Annotated in this window: 10 protein-coding genes and 2 pseudogenes; 4 read left to right on the top strand and 8 right to left on the bottom strand. The window is 69.6% G+C overall.

The annotated features are described in order from the left end of the window. From AB0O00_RS24765 to AB0O00_RS24755, 3 genes are all read right to left on the bottom strand, one after another. A partial coding sequence (locus AB0O00_RS24765) for a DUF402 domain-containing protein (protein WP_363655204.1) occupies window positions 1-670 on the bottom strand: 670 nt, incomplete at its 3' end. After that, a complete protein-coding gene (locus AB0O00_RS24760) occupies window positions 667-822 on the bottom strand; it encodes a hypothetical protein (RefSeq protein ID WP_363655202.1) in 156 nt (51 codons plus the stop codon). The genes AB0O00_RS24765 and AB0O00_RS24760, both read right to left, overlap by 4 nt. A gap of 171 nt (window positions 823-993) precedes the next feature. After that, the gene (locus AB0O00_RS24755; protein ID WP_363655200.1) at window positions 994-1,197 is read right to left on the bottom strand and encodes a DUF397 domain-containing protein; all 204 of its coding nucleotides are present in this window, start codon (window positions 1,195-1,197) and stop codon (window positions 994-996) included. A gap of 160 nt (window positions 1,198-1,357) precedes the next feature. Between AB0O00_RS24755 and AB0O00_RS24750 the strand changes: the two genes are divergently transcribed. After that, the gene (locus AB0O00_RS24750; protein ID WP_363655208.1) at window positions 1,358-1,816 is read left to right on the top strand and encodes a hypothetical protein; all 459 of its coding nucleotides are present in this window, start codon (window positions 1,358-1,360) and stop codon (window positions 1,814-1,816) included. Here the strand turns inward: AB0O00_RS24750 and AB0O00_RS24745 are convergent. After that, window positions 1,804-2,540, bottom strand: a pseudogene (locus tag AB0O00_RS24745) (IS5 family transposase); the annotation flags it as partial. The gene AB0O00_RS24750 and the pseudogene AB0O00_RS24745 sit on opposite strands and share 13 nt — an antisense overlap. 268 nt (window positions 2,541-2,808) lie before the next feature. On the opposite strand from AB0O00_RS24745, the pseudogene AB0O00_RS24740 reads away from it, so the two are divergent. After that, window positions 2,809-3,585: pseudogene (locus tag AB0O00_RS24740) on the top strand (IS5 family transposase). Window positions 3,586-3,600: 15 nt separating this feature from the next. Here AB0O00_RS24740 and AB0O00_RS24735 read toward each other — a convergent pair. The 4 genes from AB0O00_RS24735 to AB0O00_RS24720 all read right to left on the bottom strand — a co-directional run bounded on the left by AB0O00_RS24735 (window position 3,601) and on the right by AB0O00_RS24720 (window position 6,053). Beyond that, window positions 3,601-3,945: a metalloregulator ArsR/SmtB family transcription factor gene (locus tag AB0O00_RS24735; protein ID WP_363655198.1), complete on the bottom strand. Its 345-nt coding sequence runs from the start codon at window positions 3,943-3,945 to the stop codon at window positions 3,601-3,603. Continuing rightward, window positions 3,942-4,433: an SRPBCC domain-containing protein gene (locus AB0O00_RS24730; RefSeq protein WP_363655196.1), complete on the bottom strand. Its 492-nt coding sequence runs from the start codon at window positions 4,431-4,433 to the stop codon at window positions 3,942-3,944. Before AB0O00_RS24730 ends, AB0O00_RS24735 begins: the two co-directional genes overlap by 4 nt. Window positions 4,434-4,680: 247 nt before the next feature. Further along, window positions 4,681-5,283 (bottom strand): DUF5919 domain-containing protein, encoded by a 603-nt coding sequence (locus AB0O00_RS24725; protein WP_363655194.1) that lies wholly within the window; start codon window positions 5,281-5,283, stop codon window positions 4,681-4,683. Between the two features lie 56 nt (window positions 5,284-5,339). After that, complete coding sequence (locus tag AB0O00_RS24720; RefSeq protein WP_363655206.1) at window positions 5,340-6,053, bottom strand: XRE family transcriptional regulator; 714 nt, start codon at window positions 6,051-6,053, stop codon at window positions 5,340-5,342. 442 nt (window positions 6,054-6,495) lie between these two features. On the opposite strand from AB0O00_RS24720, the gene AB0O00_RS24715 reads away from it, so the two are divergent. Further along, window positions 6,496-6,738, top strand: a complete 243-nt coding sequence (locus AB0O00_RS24715; protein ID WP_363655193.1) for a hypothetical protein — start codon at window positions 6,496-6,498, stop codon at window positions 6,736-6,738. An 80-nt stretch (window positions 6,739-6,818) separates the two neighbouring features. After that, window positions 6,819-7,145 (top strand): NUDIX domain-containing protein (locus tag AB0O00_RS24710; protein ID WP_363655191.1); only part of this gene is annotated, 327 nt, incomplete at its 3' end.

The following is a 7,145-nucleotide window of genomic DNA, read 5'->3' as shown; positions in this document are numbered from 1 at the left end:
CCGCCCCGAAGTCGTTGGCGTCGCCGGGCAGTTCGGGCAGCGGCCAGGCCGGGTCCGGTGCCCAGGCGGGCCAGCCGCCGGCGAATGGGCCGGCGCGGTCCTGCAGCAGGCCCAGCGCCCGCTGCCGGGCCGCGTCGACGGCGCGGTGCAGGCGGTCGTCGACGACGCCGAGGCGGCGCAGCTGCCGGTACTCGTCCTCGTCCTTCCAGCGGTGGGCGGACAGGTCGGGTTCGACCACCAGGTCCACGGCGAGGTCCATGGTGTCGATCCCGGCGCCGGGGCGGCGGCGGTACGGCAGCTCGAAGTTGACGTACCAGCGCAACGGGACGTGGGTGGCGGCGTCCTGAAAGCAGTGGACGGAGAAGTGCTCGCCGGTCAGGAAGCGGGAGAGCAGTTCGGTGCGCTCCCAGCGGTAGGGGGCGAGGTGCCAGGTGCCGGAGGCGAGGTCGTCGAGGCCGCTTTTGCGGGTGGCGTCGTCGCGAGTGCGGCGGGCGTCGATCCAGGAGGTCGGGGCGAGGCTCGCGATGCCGGGCCAGTAGGCGAGGGTGAGGGTGTCGCCGGTGTCGTCGAGCACTCGCTGCGGCATCGCCGTCCACACGCGCCCGGCGTGGACGTCGCGGCGCACGGCGGTGGCGCCGGGGCGGAAGAGCGCGGGCCGGCGGCCCGTCACCGGGCGGGCCGGGCCTGGCAGGCGGGCTGGTGCCAGGTCGTGCGCACGGGGGTGCCGTCGGGCAGGCGGTGCTCGGTGTGCCAGGTGCGGCAGCACGCCGGACGCTGGTACGGGCGGCGCCGGGGGCGGGGGGCGGCGGTGTGGATGGTCATGCCCGCCGTTCTGCCACCGCCAGGCGGTGCCCAACCGTGTGGCACCCGAAAGGGCGACCGGTGGTTTGGACGGGCGGGCGCGGATCAGGAAGTCGGCGGGGTCGACTTCCTGTGCGAGGGGGAGGGCCCCGCTTGCCCCGGACTTCGGAGCCGCGGGGCCAGATGCGGGTGTTACCGGGCGTCAAACTCACTGGCACGGACGGCCGCGACAAACGACCGCCAGGCGGCGGACGGGAAGACGGGAGCCGGACCCTCGGGGTCCTTGGAGTCGCGCGCGGGCATGACGCCGGCGAAGCCGTCAGCGACCTCGACGCACTCGGCGCCGTCACCGCTGTAGGTGCTCTTGCGCCAGGCGGTGTTGCGGGCGATGCCCATGGAAGGTACCTCCTCGAGTGGATGTCCCAACTGGCAACCGCTGTAAGGGCTCCTGACAAAACCGGCCGCGGTAGCCGGTGGCTGTCTGTCAGCCGCTTGAGTCCGTGCCTGATGCCTCGGGTTGATCGAGGGATTGGCGGTAGGTGGGGGGTGGTTGGATGTGGGCATGTCTGACGATCTGAAGCGGGTGTGGGATCTGACTGCTGAGCGGCCTGCCGGCAACCTCCTGACCGGCCACACCGCCAAGGTGTTCGCGGTGGCGACGACGGTGGTGGAAGGACGGCCGGTTGCCGTCACCAGCAGCTACGACAAGACGGTGCGGGTGTGGGACCGGGCCACCGGGCAGCCCGTCGGCGAGCCCTTGACCGGCAACGCCTACCCGGTGTTGGCGGTGGCGACAGGGGTGGTGGACGGCCGCCCGGTCGCCGTCGCCGGGGGCGAGGACGGGGCGGTGCGGGTGTGGGACCTGATCACCCGTCAACAGGTCGGTGCGGAATTGATGTTCCCCGACGCGGTGCGCGCGCTGGCCGTGACGCAGGACGGGCGGCTGTTGGCGGCTTTCGGCTCGCAGGTCGCGGTCCTTGCAGCCGCACATTGTCAGGAGCCTCAGGACTCCTGACAGACAGTCTTGTTGCGCAGCCGCCGCCAGCAGATGATGGCGCGGCCGAGGGCGAGGAGCGCTTCATGGATGTCGGCGCGAATCTCCCAGCGGATACGCAGACGGCGGAAGTGGCGCAGGAGCGCGAACGCGGATTCCGCTACCCACCGGTAGACGCCCAGGCCCGAGCCGTGTGCGGTGCCGCGCCGGGTGATCTTCGGGGTGATGCCCGGCTCGCGGACCTGGCGGCGATAGGTGTCGTGGTCGTAGCCGCGGTCGGTGTACACCGTCTCCGGGCGTCGTCGCGGCCGGCCGCGCTTGCCGCGGATCGGCGGGATGGCCTCGATCAACGGGATCAGCTGGGTGACGTCGTTGCGGTTGCCGCCGGTGAGGATGGCGGCGAGCGGGATGCCGTGGGCCTCGACGATCACGTGGTGCTTGCTGCCGGTCCTGCCCCGGTCCACCGGGGACGGGCCGGTCTTCGCCCCGCCCTTCATGGCCCGCGCATGCGAGCCGTCGACCGCGGCGCGGAGAAGTCCAGCAGGTCCGCGGCCCGCAACTCGGCCGGCAGCACCTCGTGCAAGCGCTGCCAGACTCCGGCCTCGTTCCAGTCCCGCAGCCGCTGCAAGCAGGTCATGCCCGAGCCGAAGCCCAGCTCCTGCGGCAGGAACTCCCAGCGGATCCCGGTGTAGAGCACGAACAGGATCCCGCACATCACCTTCCGGCTCTCCAAGCGCTTACGGCCCGAACGTGCGCCAGTGCGCTCGGCCTCCCACGGCTTGCGTGTGGTCTTCTTCGTTTCGACTGGCTCGCGCCCCTCTCGCGCAGCCCAAACGAGAACTGACGCACCATCATTCCGCGCAGGTCAGGCACCCTACATTCATTATGAGTCCTAAGAACTCCTAACAAAATGATCAACGGTGTGGTTGGATCCCACTCGGCGTCGGGCTGATCAGTGCTGGGGGTGCGGGGTGGCGCGGCCGAAGCCGTGGGAGGTCAGCGACGAGCTGTGGATGGTGATCGAGCCGCTGCTGCCGAAGACCGAGCGGCGAACACGCCATCCAGGCCGCAAGCGGCTGGACGACCGGCTGGTCCTCCAGGGGATCCTGTTCGTCCTGCACACCGATCTCCTGGGAACACTTGCCACCGGAGCTGGGCTTCGGCTCGGGGATGACCTGCTGGCGCCGCCTGGCCGAGTGGCATGGGGCAGGCGTCTGGCAGCGGCTGCACGACGTGTTGCCGGCCGAGCTTCGGGCCGCCGACGTGCTCGACTTCTCCCGTGCGGCGGTCGACTCGTCGCACGTCAGGGCCCTAAAGGGGGCTCCAAGACGGGACGAAGCCCTGTCGACCGGGGCAAGACGGGCAGCAAGCACCATCTGATCACCGATGGGACCGGGATCCAGCTTGCCTTCACGCTCACTGGCGGCAACCGCAACGACGTCACACAGCTCATCCCGCTCCTGGAGTCGGTCCCACCGGTGCGCGGAAAGCGAGGCCGGCCGCGGCGGCGCCCGGACATAGTCCTGGCCGACCGCGGCTACGACCACGACAAGTACCGCCGCCTGGTGCGCGCGCTCGGCATCCGGCCACTCATCGCCCGCCGCAACACCGAGCACGGTTCCGGCCTGGGTGCTCAAAGGTGGGTGATCGAGAGGGCGTTCGCGCTGCTGCACCACTTTCGCCGCCTGCGGACCCGCCGGGAGGTCCGTGACGACATCCACGAGGCCTTCCTCTCGCTCGGGTGCGCGCTCATCTGCCGGAGGAGACTGCGCTCTGTGCGGTCCTCGTGAGGCGCCATCACCGGGTCAGGGCGTGCTGCTTCCTTCCGCCAGGTCCTTGATCGCGCTGAGGCGGCGTTCCCACACATCGGCGAGCGCGTCCATCCACTGCCTCGTGCGCTTCAGCGGTTGCAGGTCTGCTTCGTACCGGACTTCGCGTCCGACCCGGTGCGGCCGGACCAGCCCGGCGTGCTCCAGTACGGCCAAGTGCTTGGCCACCGCCTGGCGGGTGACCGGAAGGCTCGCGGCCAGAGATGTCGAGCTGGCACTGCCTTCGCGAACGATGATCGCGAGCACCTCACGCCGGGTCGGGTCGGCCAGCGCCACCAAGACATCCTCGGGGGCCTGACCGGTCTCGGCGGCGCTGGTCATGCCCCGGTCTGTTCGCAGCCCGCGCGCAGCTGGTCGAGCTTGCCGGGCCAGTTCCCGCTGTTCGCGCGGTGCCGCTCGGATACCTCGTCAGCGGGCAGCCCGAGCCGCGCGAAACCGCTCTCGATCATGGTGAGCCGGGTGCATCCCGGAGAGTCGTCCCCGGTCAGCGTGAACTCGACCAGGGTGGCGTTGATGTCGTCCGGCTCTTCGCCGGCGGCACCCTGAGACCACCACCAGGAGAAGACGCGCGGCGGCTCGACCGTCTCGATCCGCGCCGGAATGACACCGTGAACGCCGTGATCGAAAACCAGGAGGCCACCGGGCTGCAGGTCGATCTTGACCGCCTCCCCGTTGCCGAACCAGCGCCCGAGGAAGGTGGGTTCGGTCAACACGGACCAGACTCGCTCCACTGGGGCGTTGATCACGATGGTGCGCTCGATCGCGTCAGGGATCACTGCAGCCTCACTCGCCTCGTCGGGATGTGCCACCTAAAGGTTGCACGTCCCGCCCTATTGCGCAACCGATAGGTTGCTCTTTGATGGCGGGGCGCGGGGCACCCAGCCGGGCGAAGCTACGCACGGCGCAGTTCGTTAGGAGTCCTAAGTGCGGAGTGAGAAGTCGGCGGGATCGACTTCCTGTACGAGGGAGGAAGAAGCCCCGCCGCGCCCCGGGGATCGGCGCGGCGGGGCATCGGGTGGGGATACGGAGGAGTGGGAAGTCGGCGGGGTCGACTTTTCACTCCGAGCTGGTTCCGGGGCCGGCGTGGATCGTGCTTGCCCGGGACCAGAGTTCCTCGACGTGGTCGGCGAAGCGGTCGAACATGCCGCCCTCCTCGCTGCGTCGCAGGTGCATCAGCGGGGAGTCGTGGCCGACAGCCCGGGCGAGGTGGGGGGTGACGAGTGCGTGGTCGTCGAAGCGGAAGACGGACAGGCCGATGTGGTTCGGGCCGTCCTCGGGGGCACTGAAGCCGGCTTCGATGCCTTCGGTGTCGGCGAGCTTGGCGAGGTTCTCCAAGGTGACCCTGATCCGCGTGGACACCGTCAGGGTCACATCCTCGATCTGCTCGCGCCGACGGGTCGTGTCGGAATCGGGATCGCCGAGGAGGAAGCGGACCCGGCAGCCGTTCTCGGCCTTGCGGCGAAGCGTGCGGAGGAGGGCGGGCTGCTCGAGCCAGACGAAGTAGTTGGTGTATCCCGCGAGGAAGATGTCGGAGCGGGCCTCGGCGATCAGCTGTGTCCAGACCGACTGCGGGCAGGCGGAGCGGTAAGGGTAGACCGCGAACACCTCCCGGTCGTGCCCGGTCTTGACGTTCGCCCGGATGTTGTCGGGCCAGATCACTCGTCACCCCCGCGTTGGCCTCGCCGGCCCCAGACATGGGGCGGCGAGGCCTGAGGTTACTCGGCGGGTGGTGTGCTGTACCGGGCCAGGACGTCGTCGGCCGTGGACGTGTCGACCAGGCGGAGCTCCCATGGGCCGGTGTTCACGTCGAACTCCTTGCCGAAGCCGACCCATTTGCCGGCCATGCGTCGGCCGGTCGGATCGATGAGGAGCTGGATGGCCCCGTGGTACCGGGCGCCTTGGTAGTAGCCGTCGTGCGCCGTCTGTTCGACCCAGGTGCCGGTGACAATGTTCCGGTCGACGGTCAGGTCGAGGGAGAGCGGGGAGTCGGGATTGGACGACGCACCAGGGAGCGAGTGGCCGGTGATGCGGTTCCCGTGCTGGGTCAGGACGACGTGGTGCAGCCCCGTGAAGGTGCCGTCGCGACTGCTGCTGTAGAACTCGTACCGGCTCAGCCACACCCCGGAGTGGTCCTCACCCATCGGAACAGGCGCCGTCTGCACCGGTATTCCGGGTTTGCCGTCGGTCATGTCGTGCCCTCCTGCGCCGTCCAGGGTCACCCCGGAAGGTAGCTGCGGTGTCTCGAAGCCGAGGCGGTCGACAGGAAGATTGGTGACAGCCTCAAGAGCACGAACGTACACCGGTCGGGGAACTCGCACCTCTCCGGATTCCCACCGCTGGACCAGGCGCTTGCTGGCCTCGTTGGGCTCCCCTTGTTCCGCCCCGATTGCTCGCAGACGCTTCGCGAACTCGTCTTGGCTCAGGCGCATGCCCTGGCGTACGGCCCGCAGGGTCGCGTTCGGCGTCGTCACAACCGCAGGATAGACCTGAAAGCAGCCAAGCGACGCCGAAATGACGTCTTGTCAGGATCCCGAATGACGCCTTCGTGTCGTCGCAATGGTTCGTTCGGGCGGGGCACGATCGGATGGCGTCGCTGCTGAGATCGCGTGCAACGGCGGTGACACCGACCAGTCTTCGGAGGGTTCTTCCAATGGGTTGTGATCAGGATCGTGATCGGATTCCCAAGCTTCATGGGTACGGGGTCCGCTGGGACCCTGAGGCCCGGTGTTACCGGGTGCGGAACGAGATCACCGGGGAGTGGCTGCGCTGCGGTTCGACCGGTGAGCTGGCCTCTTTCCACTCGTTCTGCGCCGCGTTCTCGGCGTGGCGGGGGTTCGAGGTGCATCGCAGGGTCGGTGCGTGATGGCCTCCATGCTCAATCGGGCGACTGCCGACCAGCGCCGTGAAGCCGCTCTCGTCGTCGACGACCTGGCGGCCGTCCTCGCGCTCTGCGGGGCCAAGTTGCCGTCCCTGGAGGTTGATTGGGAGTACGGGCGCCGTACCGGCTGCTACCTCGTCTCCCTCGGGGCCGCCCGCGCCTCCGACGTCGTCCGGATCGTCGAACTGCTCCGCAAGGGGCTGCACTTCGAGCGCCTGGCCGATGACGGCGGTTGATCTCGCCGCCCGCCTCCTCTGGTGGCTCGGCTTCGCCACCCTCATCAACTGGTGTTTCTGGAACAGGAAGTAGCACCCCCGTGCGCGACCCCCGTCTCCTCGCCAAGCCGCCCGTCTGCCGGCTCGGCTGCCTCGCCCTCGTCCGCAACCCCCGTGGCGACGTCCTGCTCGTCGACCCCGACTACATGGACGGCCTCATCCTGCCCGGCGGCGCCGCCCGCCCCAACGAGCCGCCGCACGAGGCCGCCGCCCGGCACCTCCTCGCGCAGACCGGCATCGCCCGGCGCCTCACCCACGTCCTCGCCGTCGACTTCACGCCCGCCGACCGCTACCTGGAGCGCCTCAACCTCGTCTTCGACGGCGCCACCACCACCCAGGAACCCACCGTCCCGCCCCAGCGCCGCAGC

Origin of the sequence: Kitasatospora sp. NPDC093558, assembly GCF_040683475.1 — a bacterium.
Classification (GTDB): Bacteria; Actinomycetota; Actinomycetes; order Streptomycetales; family Streptomycetaceae; genus Kitasatospora.
Note: the sequence above shows the minus strand (reverse complement) of the source record. Positions and strands in the feature narration are given on the sequence as shown.